Below are 23874 nucleotides of genomic sequence, written 5' to 3'. Positions count from 1 at the left end.
ACATCGGGCGCCGCCTCGGTCAGTGGACCGGAGCGGCGCCCGCTGTGTCAGTTCCGGCGTCGGGTGCTGAGCGCGACGGCGGTGGTCAGCACTGCCAGCAGGATCACCGCCAGCAGCACCTGCGGGTGCAGGCCGATGATCGTGGTGTCGGCGAACTCGGGATCGTGAACAGCGGTGCCGGGGAACAGCATCGCCGCCAGCAGGCCGAGCCACGGCGTAGCCAGGATCGCGCAGGCCGTCCACAGGCGCGAGCGGGTGCCGCCATCGCGCCGTAGCAGCAATGTCAGCGCCAGCACGCCGAGCAGGATCGACAGGACGATGTACTGGGCGTCGTGGAATTTCGCGTGCGGCGGCCAGGCGTCGTTGCGCAGGTGCTGAGCAGCGCCCGCGGGGATGACGAAATCAGCGAGCAGAGCACCGAATACGGTGATGACCGCGACGAGTACGGCGAGAACGCGTGGGGCGGACAGGGTTGTCGTCATGTCACGGGGCTCCTTGCCGGCGTGCGGGTTTCGAGGTGCGGCCGCGCAGGAAGTCGTCGAGGACCTCGCGCACGTAGTCGAGGTCGAAGGTCCGATCGGCGACGAGCCGCCGGAAGAACAAGGGACCGTGCAGCTGATCGACCGCGAGGTCGATATCGAGTTCGGCGGGGAGTTCCCCGCGGGTCACGGCCTCGGTCAGCGTCGTGCGCACCGCCTGGGTGCCCGACCGGTACAGCGCCTCCTTCACCTCCGCGAATTTCGCGTCGACAGCGGCCCTTTCGATCACCACCCGCATGCCCTGCTCGGTTACCGGTTCGTGCAGCATCGCGCGCGTGGCAGTCAGCGCGGTCAGCAGATCGGCTCGCAGATCCCCCGTCGGCTGTGGCTGCGCGAGAGTGATGTGGCGGGTCAACGTGGCGCGGACGAGATCGGTGGGCTCCGGCCAGAGCCGATACAGCGTGGCTCGGCTGATCCCGCTGCGCGCCGCGACGGCCCCATGCGTCAGCCCGGCCAATCCCTGCTCTATCAACAGCTCTCGCGCCGATACGAGCGCGGCATCACGGCTGCGCACCGTCCGCGGATCGGGTGGTCGCACGAACATTCCCTTCGGACAATCTGTTTCATAACTTCGATACAAACTGTATCGAAGTTATGAACGAATGAACAGATTTCCAGGGGAGTAAGTACCGAGCGGGACCTAGTCCGGGCGGCGGTGGATCGGGCCGTCCAGCTCTGCCAGGGGCCGGGCTGTGGCGCTTCCTCGGGTGGCGAGGATTTGGGCGAGGACGGAGATGGCGGTTTCTTCGGGGGTGTGGGCGGCGAGATCGAGGCCGAGGGGGCTTCGGACGCGGGCGATGTCGGAGTCGAGGAGTCCGGTATCGCGAAGACGGGCGGCGCGGTCGGCGTGAGCTCGGCGGGAACCGAGAGCGCCGATGAACGCTATGGCCGGGAGGTCGAGTGCGGTGGCGAGGAGGGGGACGTCGAACTTGGGGTCGTGGGTGAGGACGCAGAGGACGGTGCGGTCGTCGATGCGGCCCGCGAGCTGTTCGGCCTCGAGGTAGCGGTGCGGCCAATCGATCACCACCTCGTCGGCTGCCGGGAAACGGGCTGGGGTGGTGAAGGTTTCGCGGGCGTCTACGACGGTGACGTGGTAGCCGAGGTTCGCCGCGGCGACGGTCATGGCGCGGGTGTAGTCGTTGGCGCCTGCCAGGATCATCCGGGCGGGGGAGCGGAAGACCTGGACGAAGGTGCGGGGGCGTTCGGCCTGGGCGGGGGTGCAGTCCTGGGCGCCGATGAGTCCGTTGTGGCCCGCGGTGAGGAGGGCGGCGGCGTCGTGGTCGAGGCCGCGCCATGGGGCGGTGTCGCCGGGGCGCAGGAGTTTTCGGTCGGGGGTCGACTCGAGGGTGGTGGCGTAGGCGATCGGATGGTGCGCGTCGAGTGCGGAGTGGAGGGCGCGCAGGACGGGGAGATCGTCGCGGTCGAGGCGTTCGACGAAGACTTCGATCTCGCCACCGCACGGTAGGCCGACCGTGAGTTCATCGGCGGCCGCGAACCGCTCGAGGCTCGCCCGGCCGTCGAGCAGAACCTGGCAGGCGGCAGCGAGCACCGCCGACTCGACGCAGCCGCCCGACAGCGAACCGAGCACGCGACCGTCGCCCGTCATCGCCATCGCGGCCCCGGTTTCGCGCGGACCCGCACCGGTTCGGTCGACGATCCTGGCCAGTGCCACGGCCTGATCACCGAGCAGTTCGAGTACCTGTCCGAGGAGATCACGCATCACGCACCGGCCTCTCCACGGTCATCATCGAGGCATTGTGACCGTGCGACCAGCCTAGCTATCGTCGAGCATTTCGCGCGCGGCGAGCAGCTCTCAGTCGAGGATCTCGCGCTGCTGCAGACCCGCGGGAACCGCGCCGGCGTGGAAGAAGTCGCGGAAGATCTCCACCGCGTTGTCGGCGGTGAACACCTCTTCCGGGTAGACGTAGGTGTCCTCGTCGCCGTGCGGGAGGTACACCGTCGGCAGACCGAGTCGCCCCCCGGGGAGCCCGAGGGTGAAGCGCCGGGTGACGTGATCGATGGTCGTGCGCAGTTGCAGAGTCATCGCGTCCGCCGAACCGGCGCAGCCGAGCGCGAGATCGCCGCGCGCCGAACTCACGGTCGTGGTGACCTCGGTGGCGGGCACCGGCTCGGGTAGCACGGTCAGATCGAGCGCGTAGCGCTGATGACCATCCATCCGGCGCAACGGGCGTAGAAAGCTGTCCACGTCCTCGTGCGGGCCGATGAAGACCTTCAGGCGATCGCTGTAGGTCACACGATGGGTGGTGACGATGACGTCGCCGGTGGTCGGCTCCGCGTCGAAGGGCGGAACGGGCCGTGGATGGCCTGCCGCGTGCACGGGCAGAACCCGGCATGCGCTGGCCTCTGGAGACGAGAACATGTGATGCTCACCTACTCACACTCGGTTACTCGCTAGCAATCTAACCATCGCGGGCGACTTGTGATCCATAACAGTACAGTGATGCAGATCACTGAGCACGGCGAGTTTAGTTCAGTCTATGGACGAACCCGGGTCGTAGCCAACTTTGGGTCTGTTTCATGGCGGTAAACCGGGGTGAGCAAATCCGCATCAACGGGTTCGCCGGTGGCGCGGTCGTATCGGACTGCGATGAGGACCGAGAACAAATGGCTGCTCGCACGCTCGTGCAGGGTCGCCAAGCGGGTCGCCAGCAATCGGATCGCACCCAGTGAGCCGGGCGGATGCAGTCCGTCGATCAGCATGATGCTGCCGCGCCGGTCGGGCCGGGGGAGCCGAGCCAGGTAGGCGATGTCGTGCGGTTCGGTGCCGCCGGGCCGGTAGACGCGGCGTGCGGCCCTGTCCTCTATGCCGCGCCGGGTATCGCCCGCTCTGGTGACGGTCCGGCGCAGGCGCGGATCGGCCACCACCAGCTGGCGCAGGCTGGGCGAGAGCTCGGGGCCGCCGAGAATCACCAGCCCGTCGCGATTGAGGTCGATCGGTCGGCCGGGCATGAACGTCTCGACGTTCGCCGCGAAGCCGAGTTGTCGCAGCAGTTCGGCCAGACGCTGCGCGGCCTGTGGGTCCGGTGCGCCCAGGAGTCGGCCGGAGCGGACCTCGGGGGCGAGCACGGTCAAGGTGCCGTGGCCGAAGAACAGTCCTTCGGGAACGGGACCCTGCGTGCTCACCTGGTGAATACGCGCACGCGACAGTCCGGCGGCGGCGCCGATCCGGGCGAACGTCCAGCCGTCGGCATGGAGTTCTCGGATCACGGCTCGCCGGATCCTGGTTAGTTCGTTGATGGTCTGCTGGGCAGCCGCCACCCCGTCGGTGGCTGCTTTGAGTCGCTCGACCTTGTCCTCGATCGCGAAAACTCGTGCCACGTCATCGGCCGACATGTGCGAAGTCTAGACAGCTCGACAGCGTTGTGTGTCTATAACGGTTGACATCGAACTGTCTTGCGACACAACACTCTCGGACGCGGTTTGTCGGCAAATCACACAGAAGCAAGGTCGCCGCCGCAGAGTTCGTTCAGCGCGATCTCGCAGCAAATGCCGACCGTGCGGTGTGTTCGGCGAGCTAAGTCGCGTCGTAGTCGACCGGGGGGCGCTCGTTGCGCTCCAGCGACTTCGGCGGCGGGGGAGCTGACGGAGTGGACGGCATGCCGCTGCTGGTGCCGAACAGTTGCTTCTTGTCGGGCACCGCGCTCTCCAGATCGCGCAGCACCGAATCGTCACCGCCCAGCAGGTGCTTGGTGACCACGGCCCTCGGGCTCATGCCACGCAGCTCGTTCAGCTCGGCGAGCGGCTTGCGCAGATCGTCGAACTCCGGTCCGAGCTCTTGTTTCAGCTGCGACGTCGCGCCGCTGGCGTAGTCGCGCGCCTGGCGCAGCGCGCCTGTGGTCCAGCGGACGGCGCCGGGCAGTCGCTCCGGACCGAGGATCACGAGGGCGGCGACGAGCAGGATCATCATCTCGCTCCACCCGATGTTGCTGAACACGGTTCCAGGTTACCCGGCGCGCGCGTCCACAGGTCAGTCGGATTCGAGGGTGACCGGCACGTCCACCTGCCTGCCATCACGGATCAACTGCACGTTCACCGTTTCGCCGATCTTGCGCGACTGCACGGCGACGACGAGTTCGTCGGGCCCGGTGACCTCGCGGTCGCCGATCTTCACGACCACGTCGCCCTCGACGATGCCCGCCTTGTCGGCGGGGCTGCCCGGCGTCACATCGGCGACGGCGGCACCGCTCATCACCTCGTTGGCGACCGTCTTGGTGCGCGCGCTCAGGCCGATCACCGGGTGGTGCATCTGGCCGTCGCGGATCAGGGTCTGGGTGACGGCGGTCATCACGTCGACCGGGATGGCGAAGCCGAGGCCCACCGAACCGCCGGTCTCACTGCGGATGGCGGTGTTGATACCGATGACGCGGCCCTGCATGTCGACCAGCGCGCCACCGGAGTTACCCGGGTTGATCGCTGCGTCGGTCTGTACGGCGTCGATCACCGCGTTGGTGTCGCTGCCCTCGCCCGCGAGCTTCACGGGCCGGTGCAGGGCGCTGACGATGCCGGAAGTGACGGTCTTGCTCAGGCCGAGTGGCGAACCGACCGCCAGCACGTCGTCGCCGACCTGCACATCGGCGGACTTGCCGAGATTGGCCACCGTCAGGTTCTTGGCCTCGACCTTGAGCACCGCGAGGTCGGTCTTGGGATCGCGCCCGACGATCTGCGCGGGCACCCGGGTGCCGTCGGAGAACTGGACCTGGATGGCGGAGCGGTTGGACTTGTCGGTCGCGGCCATCGAGATCACGTGGTTGTTGGTGACGACGTAACCGCCGCCGTCGATCACCACGCCGGAACCGGTCGCGCCGTTGTCGCCGACAGTGGCCCGGATCGAGACCACCGAGGGCAGTACGGCATTGGCGACCGCGGCGATCTGGCTGTGCGGGGTCTCGACACCCGCGCTCTGATCCAGGGTCACCTTGCGTGAGGTGAGCGTGGACGCGGTCTCGGCGGTGACCCGCCCGACCAGTCCGCCCACAACGGCGATGCCGAGGGCCAGCACGGCCAGCATCGCCAGTGCCTTCGGCGCCACCCGCGAACCGAACAGCACCTCGCGAGCGCTCAGCTTGTCCGCGACGGGCAACCGGGCAGGCGGGGGAGTGTCGACGGCGGGCGCACCGAGCCGGGCCGCCGCGTCGGGATCACGCCACGGGTCGACCGGACCCGCGACGACCGTCTTCGGCTCGTCGGCGCCGGGCTCGCGCTGCAACAGCTCCGAGGAGCCCTCGGGCCGGGCGAACGCCTCGGCGAGCACGCCGTCCGGCGGGCGGGCGACGATGCCTTCGTCGGCGCCCTTTCCGGCCACACGCTGCGGGTCGTGCGGTGCGAACGAACCGGCTTGGCCGTTCGGGCGGCGGAACGCGCGCGCGGTGTGGCTGTCGATGTGCGGCCGGTAGACCGGGCGCGGCCCGAGGCTCGGTGCGTCCGAAGGGCGCAGCGTGCCCCGATTGTCCCCCGAATCCGAGTGGTCGGCCGATCCGGAATTCGTCGATTCGCCTGTCACGTCGCAGACTCTACTTGCGCCGCCACGTTGTCCACCGGGTCGCGGTGAAGGAATCTGTGATGAATCCGAGAAATGCCTCGTTACGGCGCTGCGGTTCGGGTGCGTTGCCGGGGAGGTCGGCCAGCGGAATGCGCGAGAGGCTGTCGTGCAGGCTGCGCGGAATCGCCACCTCGGCGGCCCGGCGCAGCGCGATGCGCGCCTGCTGCTGGGCATCGACCTCGGCCGCGCATTCGGGGCAGACCGAAAGATGCTGGGCGGCACGCAGATAGGCGTTCATCCGCAGTTCGCCGTCGACAAAAGCCGCCACAGCCTCACTGGCCAGGTGCTCGGTGGGCTGAAAGCGCGGTGGGCGACCTGCGGCACTGGGTTCCACGCTCATCCGGGATTCTTCCTTCCGACCGACGTCAACCGAGAGCCCCCGGTGACGTCGAACTCCCGTCACAACGATGGGGCTTCAGCGGAGTACCGCTGCTCACTTCCATTATGCGCAAGGTACTCGCGCAATGCCTGACGCCCGCGATGGATCCGGCTTCGCACGGTGCCCAGTTTCACACCCAGCGTCGCGCCGATCTCCTCGTAGGACAGACCCTCGATGTCACACAGCACGACCGCGGCGCGAAACTCCGGCGCCAGCGAATCGAGTGCTTTCTGCAGGTCGGGGTCGAGGCGGGAGTCGTGGTAGGCGTCCTCCGGGGTCGGGCCTTCGGCGGGCACCCGGTCGTAGTCCTCCGGCAGCGCTTCCATACGGATGCGGTTGCGACGACGGACCATGTCGAGGAACAGGTTGGTGGTGATGCGATGCAGCCAGCCCTCGAACGTGCCGGGCTGGTAGTTCTGCAGCGAGCGGAACACCCGGATGAAGGTGTCCTGGGTGAGGTCATCGGCGTCCTGGGCATCACCGGAGAGGCGGTAGGCCAGGCGATAGACCCGGTCGGCGTGCTCGCGGACCAGTTCGTCCCAGGAGGGCATGGCGGCGCGATCGCCGGTCGCGTCGAAAGCGGCGGTGCCGGTGAGTTCGGCCTCGAGTTCGTCGGCTTCTGCCGCGATGAGATCAGCGGGCAGAGTCTGGTCGGTGGCGTCTTGACGCGCCGTGTCTACCATCGTGATGGGACACCTCCTACTCGGGACCGCTGGCACGAAACCTGGCTGGTCCGGGTCAGCGAACCTTGCTTACCGACAATCAACCAGCAACTGTGTGCGGTTGTTCCCGAGTCTCGTGCCCGCCGCGATCGGCTGGCCTTGCGTAGGGCAACTATTTCCTGCCCTGATATGGGTCAGGTGTGGAGATCCTGAGTGTGACCTGAGAATTCTGGTCGAACTCGACCCTAGTCCTGTCGCCAACGGAGAACCAGCAGTTCGGGGGCTGTTGTGACCGATCCGCAAACTTTCGGCAATTGTTCGGGATCTGTGCGACACAGTGTCGGATCCGTCCCTTTGCTGAATACACATACCCCCTCGGTGGCCTAGCCTCATAGCTGTGGCATCGAACGTGGAGCGGAACCTGGCCTATGTGGAGGAGTCCGTCGTCGAAGACGAGGTTCTTCTCGAAGCGCGCGAGCGGGCCACCGAATTGGGTGCCGCGCCGGTGCCCGCGGCGGTCGGTGCGCTGCTGAGCATGTACGCGCAGATGCTCGGCGCGCGCTCGGTCGTCGAGGTGGGCACGGGGGCGGGCGTCAGTGGGCTGTGGCTGCTCGACGGGATGCGTGAGGACGGGACGCTGACGACGATCGACTCCGAACCCGAGCATCAGCGCGCGGCCAAGGAGGCGTTCCGGACCGCCGAGATCACGCCGTCGCGCACGCGACTGATCAACGGGCGCGCGCTGGACGTGCTACCCCGCCTGGCCGACGGCTCCTACGACCTGGTCTTCATCGACGCGGCACCGATGGAACACCCCAATTACGTCGAACAGGGTGTGCGGTTGTTGCGCGAGGGCGGCGCGTTCATCCTCAACAACGCGCTGCTCGGTGGGCGCGTTCCCGATCCGGACCAGCGTGACCCGGCCACGCAGGCGGTGCGTGCGGCGACTCGTGCGATCGCGGAAAACCCCGAGCTCACCAGCGTGCTGATCCCGATCGGTGACGGGTTGCTCTGCGCGTCGAGGTGCTGAACCGCGGCACCAGCCGCAAAGAATTCAGCCGACCCAGATGCCCTTGCCGACGGTGACCACACCGCCGTTGCTGACGGCGAAACGCTCCCGGTCGCGATCGAGATCGAGGCCGATGATCTCGCCCTCGCCGACCACCACGTTCTTGTCCAGGATCGCGTGGCGCACCACCGCGCCACGCCCGATCCGCACACCGGGCATCAACACACTGCCCTCCACCGTGGCGCCGTCCTCGATCACGACGTTCGAGCTCAGCACCGAATTGCGGACCGTCGCCGCCGACAGGATCGAGCCCGCCCCGACGATCGACTCCTGGGCGAGCCCGCCCTGGGCGAATTTCGCGGGCGGCAGGTTCTCGGCGGCGCCGCGGATCGGCCAGTGCTTGTTGTAGAGGTTGAACACGGGGTGCACCGAGACCAGGTCCATGTGCGCCTCGTAGAAGGCGTCGATGGTGCCCACGTCGCGCCAGTAGCCGCGGTCGCGTTGGGTGGCGCCGGGGACGTCGTTGTCGGCGAAGTCGTAGACGGCGGCCTGGCCGGCGGCGACCAGCGTCGGGATGATGTCGCCGCCCATATCGTGGTCGGAATCGGAGTTCTCGGCGTCGGCGCGGATGGCGTCGACCAGTACGCGGGTGGTGAACACGTAGTTGCCCATCGATGCGAACGTCACGTTCGGGTCGTCGGGGGTGCCCGGCGGATGCGCGGGCTTCTCCAGGAACTGGGTGATCTTGCCGGACTCGTCGGTGTCGATGCAGCCGAACGCGCTCGCCTCGGCCCTCGGCACCCGGATGCCGGCGACGGTGACGCCCGCGCCGGACGCGATATGGCTGGCCACCATCTGTTCCGGGTCCATCCGGTACACGTGGTCGGCGCCGAACACCACGATGTAGTCGGGGTCCTCGTCGTAGATCAGGTTGAGCGACTGCATGATCGCGTCGGCGCTGCCGGTGTACCAGCGCGGCCCGAGACGCTGCTGGGCGGGCACCGGGGTGATGTATTCACCGGTGAACCCGGACAGCCGCCAGGTCTGTGAGATATGGCGATCGAGCGAATGCGATTTGTACTGGGTGAGCACGCACAGACGCAGGTATCCCGCGTTCACGAGGTTGCTCAACACGAAGTCGATCAGCCGGTACGCGCCGCCGAAGGGGACCGCGGGCTTGGCACGGTCGGCGGTGAGCGGAAACAGTCGTTTGCCCTCGCCACCGGCGAGCACGATCCCGAGTACGTGCGGCTGGCTCCTCACCCTGCTCAAAGTACAGGGCCAGCGGGGTTACGGTGGCCCATGTCGACCCGAGGGTCTAATTTGGACCCAGTGAGTGATGGCACCGACAGCGAGCAGATTCCAGCGCAACCGCTGCGAGTCGCCATGCTGACCCGGGAGTATCCCCCCGAGGTGTATGGCGGTGCGGGCGTTCATGTCACCGAACTCACGGTCCGATTGCGTGATCTCTGTGATGTCACCGTGCACTGCATGGGCGCGCCGCGCGGCGGCGCCGTGGTGCACCGTCCCGACCCCGAGCTGTACGCCGCCAATGCCGCGTTGCAGATGATGTCGGCGCAGTTGCGCATGGCCGACGCGGCAGGCGGCGTGGACGTGGTGCACTCGCACACCTGGTACGCGGGATTGGCCGGTCACCTCGCCGCCATGCTGCACGGGATTCCGCATGTGCTCACGGCGCATTCGCTGGAACCGCGCAGGCCGTGGAAGGCCGAACAGCTCGGCGGCGGATATCGCCTCTCGTCGTGGTCGGAACGCAATGCGATGGAGCACGCCGATGCGGTGATCGCGGTGAGCGAAGGCATGCGCCACGACGTGCTCGACGCCTACCCCGCGATCGATCCTGATCGAGTTCATGTGGTGCACAACGGCATCGACGCGAGCGTGTGGCATCCCGGCCCGCCCGGCGGTGCCGACATTCCGGTGCTGGAGCGGCTCGGGGTGCGCACTGACCTGCCGATCGTGTCGTTCGTCGGACGGATCACCCGGCAGAAGGGTGTCGGGCATCTGCTCGCCGCGGCCGCCTCGTTCGACCCCGATATCCAGTTGGTGCTGTGCGCGGGCGCGGCCGATACCAAGGAGCTCGAGGTAGAGGTCGCCGCCGCCGTCGACGGATTGCAGCGTCGGCGCGGCAACGTCTTCTGGGTGAAGGAGATGCTCCCCGCCGGGCAGGTCCGCCAGATCCTGTCCGCCTCCTCGGTATTCGTGTGCCCGTCGGTCTACGAACCGCTCGGCATCGTGAACCTGGAGGCGATGGCGTGCGCGACCGCCGTTGTCGCTTCCGATGTGGGTGGGATTCCGGAGGTGGTCGTCGACGGGGGCACCGGTCGATTGGTGCACTACGACCCGGAGGCGACGGAGGAGTACGAGCAGGGGCTCGCTGCCGCGGTGAACGAGGTGGCGGGGGATCGGGCGCTCGCTGTGCGCTACGGCGAGGCCGGGCGGGCGCGGGCGATCGCGGAGTTCGACTGGGCGCGGATCGCTGAGCGCACGCTCGAGGTGTACCGGAGTGTGTTGCGCTAGGGCCCGGTTGGGCCGCAGGGCGCTCGGTGGCGGAGTGGGTGGGGCGGGGTCGGCCTCAGCGTGACGAGTGCGGTCAGCCGCGAGGTAGATAGGTCGACACGGTGACCGAGGCTGTCACTTCGGTGATGTCGGGTAGGGCGGCGATGCGTGGATCGTCGGCGGGGGTGCCGTGGAAGGCCGACGGGCCCATCGCGACGACGTTGGTGACGTCGGGGCGCGACAGCTTCATCGGGAACTCGACGAGGGTGTGCTCGGCGCGGGTGAAGGTGCCTGACAGTGAGTCGGCGAGGCGGCGGTCCTTGTCGGGGTCGACGCTGACCATGCCGAGGGGGCCGATCAGCTCGCCCAGATGACGAGCCGTGGGCGTCACGACGACGAAGCGTCCGCCCGGAGTGAGCACGCGGGCGACTTCGGCGGGGTTGCGCGGGGCGAAGACCGAGAGCACGCCGGAGATGGCGTCGTCGCGCACCGGGAGGCCGCGCCAAGCATCGGCCAGCACGGAGCCCATGTGGAGGTGCGCGCGGGCGGCTCGGCGGGCGGCGGGCTTGGCCACGTCCAAGGCGATGCCGAGGGTGCCGGGGTGCGCGTCGAGCACCTCGGCGAGGTAGTAGCCCGTACCCGCGCCGATTTCGAGCACCGCGCCATCGGTGTCGAGGGCACGAGCGATCGCCGCGGCGATCGGGGCGAAATGGCCCGCACCCTGAAAGGCGGCGCGGGCGTCGAGCATGTCGGCGGTATCGCCGGTCATTTTCGTCGATGCGCCGGTCAGCAGCCCGACATAGCCCTGACGGGCGATGTCGAAGCTGTGGCCGGAACCGCATCGCAGCGCACGATCGTGCGGTTGCAGTGCATCGCCGCACTCCGGGCAGGCCAGAAGTGCGGCGACCTCGGTCAGCGCATTCAGCTGGTGACGCTCTTCAGTTCGTCACCGAGCGCCGCAGCCTCGTCCGGTGTGAGTTCGACGACCAGACGCCCGCCACCCTCGAGTGGAACCCGCATGACGATTCCACGACCTTCCTTGGTTGCTTCGAGGGGACCGTCCCCGGTACGGGGCTTCATGGCCGCCATCCTCTGCTCCCTCCAGATCTGCGCGGTGGTTCTGCGCACTGTTTTCTCGTCTGCCGGTTGTCGCCAACCAGCGGGCTCGCCGGGTGTTCGGCGGGCCACACCGGTCCTATTCTTCCCTATTGCCGTCGCGGGCGGACACCTGAGTACGAAATGTGACTGCTGAGTCGGTTCCGTTCGGTACCGCGCCCACCCAGCAAACGTCCAGGTGATCGTCCACCATGCCGGTTGCCTGCATGAGGGCATACGCCGTCGTAGGGCCGACGAAAGCGAACCCGCGACGCTTCAATTCCTTTGCCAGAGCAATGGATTCAGGTGTGGTCGCGGGCACATTCGCGATCGAGGTCGGCCGTGGGCGTGGCGCGGGTGCGAACGACCACACCAGCTCGTCGAGACTCGTCGGCAGGTCGCGAGCAACCCGGGCGTTGTTGATCACCGCGTCGATCTTGGCGCGGTTGCGCACGATGCCGGCGTCGGCGAGCAGCCGCGCGCGGTCGTGATCATCGAATTCGGCGACCTTCGCGATCTCGAAACCGGCGAACGCGGTGCGGAACGCGGGTCGCTTACGCAGGACGGTGATCCAGGCCAGCCCCGACTGGAAGGCCTCGAGGCAGAGCCGTTCGAACATCGCGTCGTCGCCGTGCAGGGGTTGACCCCACTCGGTGTCGTGATAGTCGCGGTACAGCTGCGAGCCGGTCGACCAGTCGCAGCGAACGAGGCCGTCGTCGGCGAGCTCGCTCACCCGCGATCCTGGCCTGCCGCCACCTGAGCCTGCCACTGCCGAACCTGGGCCAACTCGAACTCGAGTTCGTCGATCCGATCGGCCAGCCTGCCCAGCGCCCAGTCGACCTCACCGGCCTTGTACCCGCGCACCACCTGCTGGAATCGCAACGCCCGCACATCGGCCCCCGTGACCCCGTCGGCGGGCAGCACAGTAGCCGTGGTCCCGTCAGGCAACGGCCCGAGCTCCTCGGACCGCCCGAACACCGCACTGGCGACAAGGAACAACATCGCCGCAACCAACCCGACGATGAGCACGTACAGAAGCAGCGTCAGCATGGAAACAGCCTAGGCAACGCCACTGACAAGTCCCGAATCAGAGATGACGAGTTGTGTCGATTCCCAGTGACATGCCTGCCAGGCCACGCTTGCGGACGGCGAGTTTGTCGGCGATGTCGAGCAGGGCGACGGCGGCGGGGTTCTCCGGGTCGGAGAGCACGATCGGGTTGCCGTCGTCGCCGCCTTCGCGCAGGGCCTGCTCGATCGGGATCTGGCCGAGCAGCGGCACATTCGAGCCGACGGCGCGGGTGAGGCGGTCGGCCACGACCTGGCCGCCGCCGGAGCCGTAGAGCTCCATGCGCGAACCATCCGGCAGGTCGAGCCAGGACATGTTCTCCACGACCCCGGCGATGCGCTGGCGAGTCTGCAGGGCGATCGCACCCGCGCGCTCGGCCACCTCCGCGGCGGCGATCTGCGGGGTGGTGACGACCAGGATCTCGGCGCTCGGGATGAGCTGGGCGAGGGAGATCGCGACGTCGCCGGTGCCGGGCGGCAGGTCGAGCAGCAGCACGTCCAGATCGCCCCAGAACACGTCGGCGAGGAACTGCTGCAGCGCGCGGTGCAGCATCGGGCCGCGCCACACCACGGGAGTATTGCCCTCGGTGAACTGCGCGATCGAGATCATCTTCACGTCGTGCGCGACGGGCGGCATGATCATCCTCTCGACCTGGGTCGGGCGGGCGTCGGTGCCGAGCATGCGCGGGATGGAGTGGCCGTAGATATCGGCATCGAGCACACCGACCGACAGCCCACGCTGCGCCAGTGCCACGGCCAGGTTGGCGGTGACGCTGGACTTGCCGACGCCACCCTTACCTGAGGCCACCGCGTACACACGGGTCAGCGAACCGGGCTGGGCGAACGGGATGACCGGTTCGGCCGAATCGCCACGCAGCGACTTGCGCAGCTCGGTGCGCTGCTCATCGCTCATCACGTCGAGGTCGACCGTCACCGCGCCCGCCCCGTTGACGTCGGCGACGGCCTTGGTGACCCGCTGAATGATCTCGGTCCGCAACGGGCACCCCGAGGTGGTCAGATAGATCTCGATGTGCACATCACCGCTGTCGGCGATGGCGATGGACTTGACCATGCCCAACTCGGTGATCGGTTTGCGGATCTCCGGATCGTCGACCTTCGCGAGCGCCGCCCGCACATCCGCTTCCGTAATCACTGACATACGCCCGATGTTATCCCCCCAGCGGTAGCGAGCCTTCCGGGGATTCCAAGACGGTCCCGATCCTTCAGCGGGTATCGGCCCGGTTCCGCTCGACCGCCGCCACGAAATCCGGGTGCGCGGAAACGATCAACTGGTCGGCCGTCACGTTCATCCACACGTCCGCGAAATACCCGGATCGGCTCCAAGCGAGCATCGCCGTCACCAACGCGATCGGCAGGCACCCGGGCACCACCGCGAAGGCCAAAGGGAGATAGAACTGCTCCAGTTCGAGCTGCTTGGCGATGAAAATCGCCGCGATCGTCAGTGGAACGAACAGCAGCGACAGCACCGCGATCCACCTGTCTCGCCGGATCGCGGCGAGACAGTATTCACAGGCCGGACACTGGAACCTGACGCGCGCCTCTGCCGGAATCTGCCGTCGGGGCGGCATGGACCGCAGAAAGCTCCGCAGCGTCGGTAGCTCCGATAGCGGTCCGCTGGAATTCACCGTGCACGCACGGCTGCCCACGGCGGGTAGGCCGTGCTCGCTGCAGAACTCGGGCATCGGCTCGGCGAGGACCAACTCCATCGGCGTCGCCGACAAGATCGGCATCCAGTCCGGGTTGTACTCGGTATCGAAGACGACCTGCTGACGAGTCATCGCAGCCAACCCCGCTGTTGCCGTTCGCGGAAATACGCGTCGTCCTCGTCGTCCTCATCCGGTGTGACGATCCGCTCGCGGTTGGGCTTGCGGGTCCCGGGCACCACGTTGTCGGCGGGCGCCGATGGCGTGGACGTCGATGGGGCGGGCGGTCGGTGCGGCTCGTCGTCGAGAGGTTCGACCCGCAGGCGCGCCAAATCGGCTTCGCCCTGCTCGGCCAGCCGCTGCCGTTCCTCGTCCGTCATCTCGGCGAAGTGCCGCATCGCGTCGGGCATGGTCCGATCGAGAACCTGGTTGAACCCTTCACTGTGCATCAGATCGCGTGCGCTGCCCGTCCCTGCGAGGATCCCGCGGAGTTGATTCTTCAACTGCGGATCCGTGGCGGTATCCATCAGGACCCGCAGCGCTCGGGAAAGTTGCCGTGAGACGCCGATGTCTCCGCGGGCCAAATCGTGAATTGGCTCAGGCGTACTCACTCAGGCTCCCGGATGGTCGTAACTGGCATTGGGCAGAGCAGGCATATCAGCCGACTCGACCACCGCGACGACGCCGAATCCGACACCAGCGATCCCCTCGAGAGCCGCGTAGCCGGTGTTGAAGGTTTGGACCAAGTCGTTCCACGCCTTGATGACCTTGAGCGTGGTCAGGGTGGCTGCAGCGACGAGTGCCGCCGTAGCGACGAGTCCGACGCCGGTGAGCCCGGCGACTTCGGCTGCTGCCAACTGGATCAATGCGATGGCTCCCCAGTCCAGCAGGGCCTGCAAAGAATTGCTCATCGCTGTGGAGAGGTGGTACGCGGAAGAGGCGAAGCGGTTGATCTCGTCAGCCATCTCCTGCAAAGGCCCCACCTGGGCGGAGACGGCTGCCGAAAGCTTGGTGAAGTAGGCCTGAGCGCTCGTCGCGGCGTTGCCGTCCCAGGTCGCGTCGACCGTTGTCGCAGCGGACTTGACCGAGTCGGAGAACGTCGAACTATAGGCAGCGAGGTTCTCCACGGCCTTGCCGGCTTTCTGCAGGGCCTCCCAATCGCCGGAGATCTTGGAGGTTACCCATTTCAGCGGGTCGGTGCCGATGACGTTCTCACACCACTTGCACACCCAGTAGGACGGCGAGATCGCATTGGAGGTGATGAGGAACTCGAACTGGTCGCTGAGCGGATCCTCCAGCGACGGTTCGGCCAGGTACTCGGACGGAGCCTTCGACATCACTGACCGCCTGCGGGATAGGTGCGGTCCAACGCATCGGCATGTGCCTTGTCGGTGGTGCGGTACACCTGCGCGACGTTGGTCAGTTCGGCTGCCGCATTCTCGCAGAGCGTGCCGAGCGTGGCGTAGTTCGGCGCGAGTTGGGCGTGTGCCTCGCTGACGGCACTGAGCCCGATACGGATCAACCCGCCATCGCCCCAGACGGTGTTGTCGAGAACCAGCCACTTCTCCAGATAGGTGGCGACATTCGCATTGGCTTCGGCGAGTGTTCGCAAACTTGCCGCGAACGTGTCCACCGCGTCCGGCTCGACCTTGAAAGTTTCCGACATCCCGACCCCTCCTGACGGCGACTCGGAAGTCGCTTGTGTCGGGGCACTTTCACATAGGCGAGCTGCTCGGCGCAACCACGCCATATCGGGCGAGGAGGCGTGGGTCGTCGCTCCCTAGTGGATTCTGGGGAGGTCCTGGGGCTTGGGGGCCAGGCCGCTGGAGTACGAACCCGACCAGGCCATCACGTTGGCGACGTAGGCCATCGAGTTGTTGTAGCGCAGGATCGCCTTGGACTGCTGGGAGAGGTCGCGCATGTTCAGGCCGCCGTCGCAGAGGTAGCGGCCCGCGGTGAGGGCGGCGTCGAAGAGGTTCTGGGGATCGGCGATGCCGTCGGCGTTGCCGTCGGCGGCGTAGCGGTGCCAGGTTTCGGGCAGGAACTGCATCGGGCCGATGGCGCGGTCGTAACCGGCGAGGCCGTCGAGGTCGCCGCCGTCGGTGTCGTGGATGACGTTGTTGCCGGAGAGACTGCCGTCGAGGACGGGTCCGTAGACCGCCTTGATCGGATTGCCCTGTGCGTCGGCCTTGCCGTAGGCATGGGTGGATTCGACGCGGCCGATGCCCGCCAGCAGCGACCAGGACATCCCGCAGTGCGGATCCTCCACGGCCAGTTGCTGTTCGGCGGTCTGATAGGCGGCGACGGCGATGCCCGGAATGCCGAGCGGGCCCGCGGGCATATCCGAGGCGGCGCGATCGTCCGCCAGCGCAACGGTTTTCACGACCGGCGCGGCAGAGGCCGACTGGCGAGCCTCCGCATGCGTGAGCTCGGCGACGTCGGCCTCCGATGACGCGACCAGATCGGCCCTCGTCTCCGGCTCGGCGCCGGGAAGCAGGTCGTGCTCGACAGCTGCGGTGGTTGCCGTGGTCGCCTCGGAGGTGGCCGCGGTAACGGCTACCAGTCCAGCGGGGACCAATCCGGTCAGTGCGATGAGCGAGCTACGCCGAACTGTCGTAGCAGGCTGTTTCCGATGACGACCCACTGTGTGGTGCCCTCCTCAACCGTGTTGGATGAGAAGAGGTTACCGCACCCGAGACCTTTTTGTTACTCCCTTGTGATCTGAGTTTCGGTTTGATTTCTACGGGGCCGGTGCGGGGGCGGGCGGCAGCGGGATGACGATGCCGAACGGCAGCGTGATGCCTGGTTGCTGGGTCGGCGCCACCGGCGCGGGCTCGGCGGGCGCCGGTTCCTCGGCGGGCGCGACACCTGGTTCCGGTGTCTTCTCCGGCGTGGCGGGGGCCGGCTTCTCGGTGGGCTCGGCGGCGGCCGGGGTGCACGCGGCGGGCTCGACGACCGGCTGCTCCGGCTCGGCCGGGTCCTTCGGCGCCGCAGCGCCGTAGGTCTGCTCGGCGGGCTTGTCGGCGGGCTTCTGCTCGGGTTCGAGCGGGTTCGGCATCTGCGCGGGCAGCGGCTCGCTCACACAGGTTTCGGGCGGCGCTACCGGTGCCGGGCAGAAGATGCCACACGGGATCGGCGGCAGGCCGGGCAGCGTGATCATCACCTGGGTCGGTGTGGTGACCTTCGGCGTGGTCGGCTTCGGCGTGGTGGTGGGGGTGGGTGTGTTGGTCGAGGCGGCCAGCACATTGGGGGCCACCAGCGGGGCACTGCCCGGCGGGATGATCTCCGGCGAGATAGCCACCTGGCTCGGTGCGCCACCCGTCCGATACGCCGCCGACCAGCTCAGCACGTTGGCCGCGTAGGACATGGAGTTGTTGTAGCGCAGCACCGCTCGCAGTTCCTGGGCGGCCTCGCGCAGGTTCAGGCCGCCCGAGCAGAGGTATTTGCCCGCGGCCAGCGCGGCGTCGAAGACATTGTGCGGGTCCGCGGCGCCGTCGCCGTTGCCGTCGGCGGCGTAGTGCGCCCAGGTGCTCGGCAGGAACTGCATGGGACCGAGGGCGCGCACGAAACCGCCGTCGGCTTCCTTGATGACCTCGTTGCCCGGCAACGTGCCGTCGAGCGCGGGCCCGAAGATCGGCGTCGTCGTCGTACCGGCGGGGTCGGTGCGGCCGCTGCTGGCGTGCCCGGATTCGATCCGGCCGATGCCGGCGAGCAGGTTCCAGGTGAGTCCGCACCCCGGCTGCGCGGTTTCCATGGCCAACTCGGCATTGCGGTAGGCGGCCAGCACGATCTCCGGGATGCCGAGTGCGCCGCTGCCGGTGGGTAGCGAGATGCTTTGCAGCGGGACGGTTCCCGCGAAGGGTGCGGCGCTGTTGGCGCTCGGCGAGAGGGCCCGCAGCCTGCGCGGCGCCTCCTGCGCGATCGGCAACAGGCCGACGATCTCGGACGGATCGGTTTCGGGCGTGTCATCGGCGGTGCTCGCGCTGGCGGCCAACAGGGCCTCCGGCGCGGTAGGCGCGGTACTCGGGTCGCTGGTGTGCACGCCCGATCCAGAGGCGACGAGACCTGCGACTACAAGGGCCGACATCGTTATCGGAGCAGAGATTCGCACGGCCACACCCTTTTCGTCGAAAAGCAGCGGCGCCGCAGAGTCCCCCTCCGGCCCGCCCGGAACAACGTGATCCAGGTTACCTACCGGTCAGGAAGTTGTTGAGCATTTCCGGTCATACGTCTGGAGCGCCTGGCGAAATCGGGGCGGAAGAGGGCGTTTGACCGGAGGTTTTCTTGCGGACCGCTTTCCGCTTTTTGTCCGTCTTCGGCGCGCCGTCGGGCGTGGTGACCGCATCGATGCGGTCGAGGACGCCTTTGATCTCCTCGAGTTCGCGACGCAGATAGTCGCGGGTGGCGACCTCGCCGACCGCGAGGCGCAGCGAGGCGAGCTCACGGGCGAGGAACTCGGTATCGGCCTTGGTCTGCGCGGCCCTGGTCCGGTCCTCGTCGAGGGAGACCTTGTCCCTGTTGTCCTGGCGGTTCTGCGCCAGCAGGATCAGCGGCGCCGCGTAGGCGGCCTGGGTGGAGAAGGCCAGATTGAGCAGGATGAACGGGTACGGATCCCAGCGCAGCGCCACCGCGAACACATTGAGCAGGATCCACACGATGACGATCACCGTCTGGATCGCCAGATAGCGCCCGGTGCCGAGGAACCGCGCCACCCGCTCGCTGGAGCGGGCGAACGCGTCGGAATCCCAGTCGAAACTGAACCGCGACCCGACCGGGGTCTCCAGTCGTTGCCTGGCCGGATTCTTCTCACTCACGCCGTGCTCCTGTTCGCCGGACTCGTCTCGACCTGGGCGAGCGCCGGTGGTTCCTCTTCCCGCCAATCCTCTGGCAGCAGATGATCGAGGACATCGTCGACGGTCACCGCGCCGAGCAGATGGTTCTCCGCGTCGACCACCGGCCCGCACACCAGGTTGTAGGTGGCGAAATAGCGGGTCACCGCCGAGAGCGGCAGATCGGGCGTCAGCGGCGCCAGATCACTGTCGAGGATGCCGCCCACCAGATGCGCGGGCGGTTCCCGCAGCAACCGCTGAATGTGCACGCAGCCCAGGTAGCGACCGGTCGGCGTAGCGGTCGGCGGTCGCACGACGAAGGCCATCGAGGCCAGCGCCGGTGTGAGGTCGGGGTCGCGGACGCGGGCCAGCGCTTCGGCGACGGTCGTCGCGGGCCCGAGCACGATCGGCTTCGGCGTCATCAGACCGCCCGCGGTGTCGGGGGAGTGCGCGAGCAATCGGCGCACCGGCTCGGATTCCTCGGGGTCCATCAGGGCCAGCAGTGATTCGGCTTCGCTCTCGGGCAGCTCGCCGAGTAGGTCGGCGGCGTCGTCGGGGTCCATCGCCTCGAGCACGTCGGCGGCACGGCGCACCTCGAGATGGCTGAGCAAGTCGACCTGGTCGTCGTCGGGCAGTTCCTGGACCACATCGGCGAGGCGTTCGTCGTCGAGGGCGATCGCCACCTCGATGCGACGTTTCTCCGGCAGTTCACGCAGCCGGTGCGCGACATCTGCCGCGCGCAGTCCCTCGAACTGGGTGAGCAGGGTGGTCACGTCCTGGCCGGGCCGGTCCACCTCGGCGGGGGTGAGCCCGTCGACCTGTGACCACTCCACGACGTGCACCGCGCGCCTGCGCCCGATCCGCCGGTGGCCGCGCACCGCGACCCGGCTGACGATCCAATCCCTGGTCCTGGTCTGTTCGATGCCCAGATCGGCGACCAGCACGTCGACATCGGCCAGATCCGGCAGATCCGGGTCGTTCACCCGTACCTGCGAATCGACGATCTGCGCCATGGCGAGGAGTTCGCCTGCTCGCGGTGCGAAACGGCGCAGGCTCACGGTTCCGGTATTGAGCGTGACCATGCCGGGTTCGATCGCGGTCACCCGCAGTATCGGCACGAAAATTCTTCGCCGGGTGAGCAATTCGACGACGAGCCCGTGGACATGTGGCGGCTGGCGCCCGTTCCGGACGGCGACGACCACGTCGCGGACCCGGCCGATAGACTCCCCGTCCGGACCCAGCACCGTCAGGCCGGCGAGCCGGGCGACGTACACCCTGGTGGTTGCCATGACCATCAGGCTATCGGTCGAGTACGGCCGCTCGAACCAGGAGGCGCTCCTCATGAAGCCACGTCGGTCGGTACTCGCGGTGCCGGGAAGCAACCCGAAGATGATCGCCAAGGCGAAGACTCTGCCGGTGGACGAGGTTTTCCTCGATCTGGAGGACGCGGTCGCCCCCGGCGCCAAGGCCGCCGCGCGGGCCAACATCGTCGCCGCGCTCAACGAACCCGGCTGGGGTTCGCAGCTGCGGGTGGTACGGGTCAACGACTGGTCGACCGAATGGACCTTCGCCGATGTGATCAGCGTGGTCGAGGGCGCGGGCAGTTGGATCGACGCGATCCTGCTCCCCAAGGTCACCGACGCGGGTCAGGTGCAAGCCCTCGACCTGCTGCTGACCCAGCTGGAGAAGGCCAGCGGCCTCGAGGTCGGGCGGATCGGCATCGAACCGCAGATCGAGAACGCGCTCGGCCTGCGCAATATCGATGCGATCGCCACCGCGAGCCCGCGCGTGCAGACACTGGTGTTCGGGCCCGCCGATTTCATGGCCAGCATCAATATGCGCACGCTGGTGGTCGGCGAGCAGCCGGAGGGCTACGACATCGGCGACGCCTATCACCACATTCTGATGACGATCCTGCTCGCCGCCCGAGCCCACGGCCTACAGGCGATCGATGGCCCCTACCTGCAGGTTCGCGATGTCGACGGTTTCCGCCTGGCCGCGGGCCGTACGGCCGCACTGGGTTTCGACGGCAAGTGGGTGCTGCATCCCGGCCAGGTGGACGCGGCCAACGAGATCTTCAGCCCACGTCAGGCCGACTACGACCGCGCCGAGTTGATCTTGGAGACCTACGCCTTCCACACCTCCGAGGCGGGCGGCGCGCGTGGCGCTGTCATGTTGGGAGATGAGATGATCGACGAGGCCAGCGCCAAAATGGCACAGGTTATCGCCGACAAGGGCCGCGCTGCGGGAATGACAAGGACTGACGTCTGATCCCACAGGTCATCGCCGACAAGGGCCGCGCTGCGGGAATGACGCGTTTCACTGCGGCGCAGCCGGTCCAGGAATAGCAGAATAGGACTATGACGAATCCCTTGGGCAACTCGAATCGCGGGCGGCAGGCGTTGCCGACGCCGCCGTCGGGCTGGCCGGTCGGCTCCTATCCCACCTACGCCGAGGCGCAGCGTGCGGTCGACTACCTGGCCGACGGGCAGTTCCCGGTGCAGGACGTGACCATCGTCGGTGTCGATCTGATGCAGGTGGAGCGCGTGCTCTATCGGCTCACGTGGGGCAAGGTCATCGGCGGCGGCGTGGTGTCGGGCGCGTGGCTCGGCCTGTTCCTCGGTCTGCTGCTGAGCCTGTTCACCACCACCGGCGGAGCGCTCGGACCGCTCGTGGTCGGTCTGCTCGGCGGCATCGTCTTCGGCGTCATCACCACCTCGATCCCGTACGCGGCCACCAAGGGGCAGCGCGATTTCGCCTCGACCATGCAGTTGGTCGCGGGGCGGTACGACGTGCTGTGTGATCCGAAGTCCGCCGAACAAGCCCGCGACATGCTGGCCCGATTGGCCCTGTAGCGCAATGGATGTAGAGAACACGGTCCGCGCCGCGGTGCTGGATCACTTCGAGGTCGAACGCGCGCAGGTCGATTCGGCGTCGGTCACCTTCCTCGGGCTCGAACCTGTCGAGATCCTGCGTATTCCGGGCGACGGCGCGGTCCACTACGCGACAGTGGGCGGTTCGCGTCATCCGATGGGTGATCCGACCGATCTGCTGGCCGACCCGGTGCGCGGACCGCGCGCCGAACTGATCCTGACGCTGTTGATGAGCGCGGACCCGCAGGTCGGGGTGGTCAAATCCCTCGGTGTCCTGGTCGCCTCGCCGTCGGTGGAAGGCGTTGTGCTGCAAGCCGACGCGCTCCTAGATCTCGGGGAACCGCTGTGGCGCAACGCGAAGTTCACCGCGGTCGTGCTCGGCGAGAGCGACATTCCCGCGGTCGGGCTGCCCGACCCCGCCGACCCGGTGCGCTATCTCAGCGTCACCCCGGTGACCGCGACCGAGGCCGCCTGGGTGCGGGTCCGCGGCGCCCAGGCACTGCGTGACGCCTGGGCGGAGGCGGGCATCGACGTGCGTGATCCCGAGCGTGGCGCGGTGAATCTCTAGAGCCACCCGTTGCGGCGGAAGCTGCGGAACAGCCACGCGCAGATCACGGCCATGAGCACCAAGGTCGAGGGATACCCCCACCATTGGTGCAGGAGCCACATGTGGTCGAAGTTCATGCCGTACACGCCCGCGATCAGGGTCGGCACGGCCGCCATCGCGGCATAGGCCGAGATCTTGCGCATGTCGGTGTTCTGCTGAACGCTGATCTTGGCCAGCGCGGCATTGACCAAGCCGCTGAGCGCTTCGTCGAAATAGCTGATGTGATCGGAGACGGTGACCTGGTGGTCGGCGACGTCGCGCAGATAGCGACGGATCTCCGTTGGCACCGGTAGTTCGGTGTTGTTCACCAGCCGCTCCAGTGGAACCGCCAGCGGCGCCACCGCCCTTCGCAGCTCCACCACTTCGCGTTTGAGCTGGTAGATCGACCCGATTCCGATCTTCGAGGCGGGCGTGAACACCGCCTCTTCCATCTCGTCGATATCGATGCCGACGGATTCGGTGACATCGACGTAGGTGTCCACAATGTGGTCGGCGACGGCGTGCAATACCGCGGTCGGTCCGTATTTCAGCTGTTCGGGCTGCTTTTCCAGCTCGTGACGCACGTTGGACAGGTGGGTGTGTTCGCCGTGACGCACCGTGATGGCGAAGCGTGGTCCGGTGAAGACCATGATGTCGCCGGTCTCCACGATCTCGCTGGTCGAGTCGATCTCGTGGTCGACGTAGCTGACCGTGGTCATCACCAGGAACAGCGTGTCACCGTAGCGCTCGAGCTTGGGGCGTTGACGGCCCTGCACCGCGTCCTCCACCGCCAGCGGATGCAGGTCGAAGATCGAGGCGATGTCGTTCATCTGCCGGTCGTCCGGGTCGTGCAGGCCGATCCAGACGAATCCCGATTCGGTCTTCTCCGCCGCCGTCAGCGCCTGCTGTGGGGTGAAATGTCCCGGCTGCCGCTCGCCGTCGACGTAGACCCCGCAGTCGACGATCGCTCGCGCCGTCGGGACGGGGACCTGTGGTCGCGGCGTCTTCGTCGCGCGATTCGGCCCGTGGAACGACGGCATCGGCGGAAAGGAGGGCACCGAGCCGATCCTACGGTCACCGACCGTGCGGACCT

At 67.5% G+C, this 23874-nt stretch carries 29 protein-coding genes; 5 read left to right on the top strand and 24 right to left on the bottom strand.

The annotated features are described in order from the left end of the window. Window positions 1–47: 47 nt before the first annotated feature. From OHS03_RS23005 to sigE, 9 genes are all read right to left on the bottom strand, one after another. Window positions 48–482, bottom strand: a complete 435-nt coding sequence (locus OHS03_RS23005; RefSeq protein ID WP_328656934.1) for a DUF6640 family protein — start codon at window positions 480–482, stop codon at window positions 48–50. Between the two features lies 1 nt (window position 483). Beyond that, entirely contained in the window at window positions 484–1077 is a 594-nt protein-coding gene (locus OHS03_RS23000; protein WP_328656932.1) for a TetR/AcrR family transcriptional regulator, read from the bottom strand. A gap of 102 nt (window positions 1078–1179) precedes the next feature. Then, window positions 1180–2259 carry an XdhC family protein gene (locus tag OHS03_RS22995; RefSeq protein WP_328656930.1) on the bottom strand — a complete coding sequence of 360 codons (1080 nt, stop codon included), beginning with the start codon at window positions 2257–2259 and terminating at the stop codon, window positions 1180–1182. A gap of 93 nt (window positions 2260–2352) precedes the next feature. Then, window positions 2353–2919, bottom strand: a complete 567-nt coding sequence (locus OHS03_RS22990; RefSeq protein ID WP_328656929.1) for a hypothetical protein — start codon at window positions 2917–2919, stop codon at window positions 2353–2355. 116 nt (window positions 2920–3035) lie between these two features. After that, window positions 3036–3893, bottom strand: a complete 858-nt coding sequence (locus OHS03_RS22985; protein WP_056813397.1) for a hypothetical protein — start codon at window positions 3891–3893, stop codon at window positions 3036–3038. A gap of 181 nt (window positions 3894–4074) precedes the next feature. Then, a complete protein-coding gene (gene tatB / locus OHS03_RS22980) occupies window positions 4075–4494 on the bottom strand; it encodes a Sec-independent protein translocase protein TatB (protein WP_062990599.1) in 420 nt (139 codons plus the stop codon). A 33-nt stretch (window positions 4495–4527) separates the two neighbouring features. Continuing rightward, complete coding sequence (locus OHS03_RS22975; RefSeq protein WP_063005478.1) at window positions 4528–6060, bottom strand: S1C family serine protease; 1533 nt, start codon at window positions 6058–6060, stop codon at window positions 4528–4530. Window positions 6061–6070: 10 nt separating this feature from the next. Continuing rightward, on the bottom strand, window positions 6071–6439 hold the full coding sequence (locus OHS03_RS22970; protein ID WP_056813391.1) for a hypothetical protein: 369 nt from the start codon (window positions 6437–6439) through the stop codon (window positions 6071–6073). A 59-nt stretch (window positions 6440–6498) separates the two neighbouring features. Then, window positions 6499–7161 (bottom strand): RNA polymerase sigma factor SigE, encoded by a 663-nt coding sequence (sigE, locus tag OHS03_RS22965; protein ID WP_062990593.1) that lies wholly within the window; start codon window positions 7159–7161, stop codon window positions 6499–6501. A 376-nt stretch (window positions 7162–7537) separates the two neighbouring features. Between sigE and OHS03_RS22960 the strand changes: the two genes are divergently transcribed. After that, window positions 7538–8170: an O-methyltransferase gene (locus OHS03_RS22960; protein ID WP_056813381.1), complete on the top strand. Its 633-nt coding sequence runs from the start codon at window positions 7538–7540 to the stop codon at window positions 8168–8170. A 24-nt stretch (window positions 8171–8194) separates the two neighbouring features. Here OHS03_RS22960 and glgC read toward each other — a convergent pair whose 3' ends face one another. Then, window positions 8195–9412: a glucose-1-phosphate adenylyltransferase gene (gene glgC / locus OHS03_RS22955; protein ID WP_056813378.1), complete on the bottom strand. Its 1218-nt coding sequence runs from the start codon at window positions 9410–9412 to the stop codon at window positions 8195–8197. 111 nt (window positions 9413–9523) lie between these two features. Between glgC and glgA the strand changes: the two genes are divergently transcribed. Continuing rightward, window positions 9524–10690 (top strand): glycogen synthase, encoded by a 1167-nt coding sequence (gene glgA, locus OHS03_RS22950; protein ID WP_328664369.1) that lies wholly within the window; start codon window positions 9524–9526, stop codon window positions 10688–10690. A gap of 73 nt (window positions 10691–10763) precedes the next feature. Here the strand turns inward: glgA and OHS03_RS22945 are convergent, their stop codons facing one another. The 13 genes from OHS03_RS22945 to OHS03_RS22885 all read right to left on the bottom strand — a co-directional run bounded on the left by OHS03_RS22945 (window position 10764) and on the right by OHS03_RS22885 (window position 20611). Continuing rightward, window positions 10764–11594: a putative RNA methyltransferase gene (locus tag OHS03_RS22945; protein ID WP_407942522.1), complete on the bottom strand. Its 831-nt coding sequence runs from the start codon at window positions 11592–11594 to the stop codon at window positions 10764–10766. Beyond that, on the bottom strand, window positions 11591–11758 hold the full coding sequence (locus tag OHS03_RS22940; RefSeq protein WP_011211259.1) for a DUF3117 domain-containing protein: 168 nt from the start codon (window positions 11756–11758) through the stop codon (window positions 11591–11593). The genes OHS03_RS22945 and OHS03_RS22940 overlap by 4 nt, the downstream gene beginning before the upstream one ends. A 106-nt stretch (window positions 11759–11864) precedes the next feature. Beyond that, complete coding sequence (locus OHS03_RS22935; RefSeq protein ID WP_328656927.1) at window positions 11865–12497, bottom strand: DNA-3-methyladenine glycosylase I; 633 nt, start codon at window positions 12495–12497, stop codon at window positions 11865–11867. Further along, window positions 12494–12814 (bottom strand): DivIVA domain-containing protein, encoded by a 321-nt coding sequence (locus OHS03_RS22930; protein WP_056813364.1) that lies wholly within the window; start codon window positions 12812–12814, stop codon window positions 12494–12496. Before OHS03_RS22930 ends, OHS03_RS22935 begins: the two co-directional genes overlap by 4 nt. Before the next feature lie 37 nt (window positions 12815–12851). After that, window positions 12852–13988, bottom strand: a complete 1137-nt coding sequence (locus OHS03_RS22925; RefSeq protein ID WP_056813362.1) for an Mrp/NBP35 family ATP-binding protein — start codon at window positions 13986–13988, stop codon at window positions 12852–12854. 64 nt (window positions 13989–14052) lie between these two features. Continuing rightward, the gene (locus tag OHS03_RS22920; RefSeq protein ID WP_328656925.1) at window positions 14053–14628 is read right to left on the bottom strand and encodes a hypothetical protein; all 576 of its coding nucleotides are present in this window, start codon (window positions 14626–14628) and stop codon (window positions 14053–14055) included. Beyond that, window positions 14625–14996 (bottom strand): hypothetical protein, encoded by a 372-nt coding sequence (locus OHS03_RS22915; RefSeq protein WP_328656923.1) that lies wholly within the window; start codon window positions 14994–14996, stop codon window positions 14625–14627. The genes OHS03_RS22920 and OHS03_RS22915 overlap by 4 nt, the downstream gene beginning before the upstream one ends. Before the next feature lie 108 nt (window positions 14997–15104). After that, entirely contained in the window at window positions 15105–15830 is a 726-nt protein-coding gene (locus OHS03_RS22910; RefSeq protein ID WP_328656921.1) for a WXG100 family type VII secretion target, read from the bottom strand. After that, window positions 15830–16159, bottom strand: a complete 330-nt coding sequence (locus OHS03_RS22905; RefSeq protein ID WP_328656919.1) for a hypothetical protein — start codon at window positions 16157–16159, stop codon at window positions 15830–15832. The genes OHS03_RS22910 and OHS03_RS22905 overlap by 1 nt, the downstream gene beginning before the upstream one ends. Before the next feature lie 114 nt (window positions 16160–16273). Then, window positions 16274–17137 (bottom strand): lytic transglycosylase domain-containing protein, encoded by an 864-nt coding sequence (locus OHS03_RS22900; protein WP_328656917.1) that lies wholly within the window; start codon window positions 17135–17137, stop codon window positions 16274–16276. A gap of 96 nt (window positions 17138–17233) precedes the next feature. Continuing rightward, complete coding sequence (locus tag OHS03_RS22895; RefSeq protein ID WP_084504691.1) at window positions 17234–18535, bottom strand: lytic transglycosylase domain-containing protein; 1302 nt, start codon at window positions 18533–18535, stop codon at window positions 17234–17236. Window positions 18536–18716: 181 nt separating this feature from the next. After that, window positions 18717–19307, bottom strand: coding sequence for a DUF1003 domain-containing protein (locus tag OHS03_RS22890; RefSeq protein ID WP_328656916.1), 591 nt, complete (start codon window positions 19305–19307; stop codon window positions 18717–18719). Then, complete coding sequence (locus OHS03_RS22885; protein WP_082844121.1) at window positions 19304–20611, bottom strand: magnesium transporter MgtE N-terminal domain-containing protein; 1308 nt, start codon at window positions 20609–20611, stop codon at window positions 19304–19306. The genes OHS03_RS22890 and OHS03_RS22885 overlap by 4 nt, the downstream gene beginning before the upstream one ends. A gap of 52 nt (window positions 20612–20663) precedes the next feature. Between OHS03_RS22885 and OHS03_RS22880 the strand changes: the two genes are divergently transcribed. The 3 genes from OHS03_RS22880 (at window position 20664) to OHS03_RS22870 (ending at window position 22763) form a co-directional block, all read left to right on the top strand. Beyond that, entirely contained in the window at window positions 20664–21593 is a 930-nt protein-coding gene (locus OHS03_RS22880) for an HpcH/HpaI aldolase/citrate lyase family protein (protein WP_328664365.1), read from the top strand. An 89-nt stretch (window positions 21594–21682) separates the two neighbouring features. Then, window positions 21683–22177 (top strand): YflT domain-containing protein, encoded by a 495-nt coding sequence (locus OHS03_RS22875; protein WP_056813349.1) that lies wholly within the window; start codon window positions 21683–21685, stop codon window positions 22175–22177. A 4-nt stretch (window positions 22178–22181) separates the two neighbouring features. After that, the gene (locus tag OHS03_RS22870; RefSeq protein WP_062990577.1) at window positions 22182–22763 is read left to right on the top strand and encodes a suppressor of fused domain protein; all 582 of its coding nucleotides are present in this window, start codon (window positions 22182–22184) and stop codon (window positions 22761–22763) included. Here OHS03_RS22870 and OHS03_RS22865 read toward each other — a convergent pair. Next, complete coding sequence (locus tag OHS03_RS22865; protein WP_405151802.1) at window positions 22760–23848, bottom strand: magnesium and cobalt transport protein CorA; 1089 nt, start codon at window positions 23846–23848, stop codon at window positions 22760–22762. The genes OHS03_RS22870 and OHS03_RS22865 overlap by 4 nt on opposite strands. Between the last annotated feature and the right edge of the window lie 26 nt (window positions 23849–23874).

This window comes from Nocardia salmonicida (assembly GCF_036142455.1).
Classification (GTDB): domain Bacteria; phylum Actinomycetota; class Actinomycetes; order Mycobacteriales; family Mycobacteriaceae; genus Nocardia; species Nocardia salmonicida.
This window is presented reverse-complemented; position numbering and strand designations above follow the sequence as displayed.

Excerpts from the sequence above, each read along its gene's own strand:
- sigE (WP_062990593.1), bottom strand. The coding sequence starts at position 7,161 with ATGGTAGACACGGCGCGTCAAGACGCCACCGACCAGACTCTGCCCGCT.
- OHS03_RS22970 (WP_056813391.1), bottom strand. The coding sequence starts at position 6,439 with ATGAGCGTGGAACCCAGTGCCGCAGGTCGCCCACCGCGCTTTCAGCCC.
- OHS03_RS22995 (WP_328656930.1), bottom strand. The coding sequence starts at position 2,259 with ATGCGTGATCTCCTCGGACAGGTACTCGAACTGCTCGGTGATCAGGCC.
- OHS03_RS22930 (WP_056813364.1), bottom strand. The coding sequence starts at position 12,814 with ATGCTGACGCTGCTTCTGTACGTGCTCATCGTCGGGTTGGTTGCGGCG.
- OHS03_RS22910 (WP_328656921.1), bottom strand. The coding sequence starts at position 15,830 with ATGTCGAAGGCTCCGTCCGAGTACCTGGCCGAACCGTCGCTGGAGGAT.
- OHS03_RS22925 (WP_056813362.1), bottom strand. The coding sequence starts at position 13,988 with ATGTCAGTGATTACGGAAGCGGATGTGCGGGCGGCGCTCGCGAAGGTC.
- OHS03_RS22940 (WP_011211259.1), bottom strand. The coding sequence starts at position 11,758 with ATGGCGGCCATGAAGCCCCGTACCGGGGACGGTCCCCTCGAAGCAACC.
- OHS03_RS22880 (WP_328664365.1), top strand. The coding sequence starts at position 20,664 with ATGAAGCCACGTCGGTCGGTACTCGCGGTGCCGGGAAGCAACCCGAAG.
- OHS03_RS22990 (WP_328656929.1), bottom strand. The coding sequence starts at position 2,919 with ATGTTCTCGTCTCCAGAGGCCAGCGCATGCCGGGTTCTGCCCGTGCAC.
- OHS03_RS22870 (WP_062990577.1), top strand. The coding sequence starts at position 22,182 with ATGGATGTAGAGAACACGGTCCGCGCCGCGGTGCTGGATCACTTCGAG.
- OHS03_RS22920 (WP_328656925.1), bottom strand. The coding sequence starts at position 14,628 with ATGACTCGTCAGCAGGTCGTCTTCGATACCGAGTACAACCCGGACTGG.
- OHS03_RS22885 (WP_082844121.1), bottom strand. The coding sequence starts at position 20,611 with ATGGCAACCACCAGGGTGTACGTCGCCCGGCTCGCCGGCCTGACGGTG.
- OHS03_RS22875 (WP_056813349.1), top strand. The coding sequence starts at position 21,683 with ATGACGAATCCCTTGGGCAACTCGAATCGCGGGCGGCAGGCGTTGCCG.
- OHS03_RS22905 (WP_328656919.1), bottom strand. The coding sequence starts at position 16,159 with ATGTCGGAAACTTTCAAGGTCGAGCCGGACGCGGTGGACACGTTCGCG.
- OHS03_RS23005 (WP_328656934.1), bottom strand. The coding sequence starts at position 482 with ATGACGACAACCCTGTCCGCCCCACGCGTTCTCGCCGTACTCGTCGCG.
- OHS03_RS22985 (WP_056813397.1), bottom strand. The coding sequence starts at position 3,893 with ATGTCGGCCGATGACGTGGCACGAGTTTTCGCGATCGAGGACAAGGTC.